A 900-nucleotide genomic window follows, 5' to 3' on the forward strand; every position below is an offset into this window, starting at 1 on the left:
AGCGTTCGAGGTTGGCGTAGGCGAAGTGGTGCCGGAAGTCGTAAGGTCGCGGCTGTCTGCCGGCCGTGGGGCGAGGCAGGCCGGCCTGGTCCCAGATGCGACGGAAGATCACACCGACCGCTGCCGCAGTCACCGGGGTCCCGGCGGCCGAAACGAAGAACGTCTGATGCGCCCCGAAGCGGGCTTGGGATCTCTGGTCGCAGACGGCCAGGATTTCGACGATCTGATCGGTCAGGGGCAGACGGCGGCTGCGCCGGGCTTTGGCCCCCACGATGTCGAGGTGCCCGTCGTCGAGGTCGACCTGCGCGGCCAACAGAGCGCGAGCTTCGCCGGTTCGTAGCCCGCAGGAGTGCATCAGCGTGAAGAACGCGATCGCCTGCCACCGCCACGGTGACTGCGCGTCAAGCTGGGCCGCGGCGGTGAAGAAACGCTCGATCTCGTCCCGGTTGAGCAGGTAGGGGGTGACCCGGATGAACGGGGCCTTCCATTGGTCAGAGAGCACGTAGGCGCTCGTGTGCCCCTGGGTCTGGAGCCATCGTCCGACGTCGCGGATGTAGGACATCCACGACCGGTACCGGCCAGAGCGCGCCAGCTGGGCGGTCACCCATCCTTCGACGGTGTCCCGATCGAAGACGCGCAGGTCGTGGCGGGTGCAGTAAGCGTCGAACTGTTTCAGATACCAGATCCGGGAGACGCCGTAGAAGCCCATGCTCTCCTTGAATGCGAGATAAGCCGTCAGATCGGTGGCGAACACGCTGGTGAAACCGTGGGCGTTCATGACCGGGCTCCCGCCGGCACCGGCAACACGCACTGCAGGAGACGCTGGTCATCGACGCTCATATACACGTTGGTCGACTCCTGGCTGGCGTGTCCGAGCACCGCCGAGATCGTCGGCAGCGG

The 900-nt window shown here is 66.1% G+C and carries 1 protein-coding gene; it reads right to left on the reverse strand.

The genetic code is table 11. The annotated features are described in order from the left end of the window. Positions 1–778, reverse strand: a 778-nt coding sequence (locus tag ACT3SQ_RS19270; RefSeq protein ID WP_444601623.1) for a tyrosine-type recombinase/integrase, incomplete at its 3' end; no start/stop codon positions are given. Between the last annotated feature and the right edge of the window lie 122 nt (positions 779–900).

The organism is Brachybacterium sp. AOP42-C2-15, assembly GCF_052377065.1.
Taxonomy (GTDB): Bacteria; Actinomycetota; Actinomycetes; order Actinomycetales; family Dermabacteraceae; genus Brachybacterium.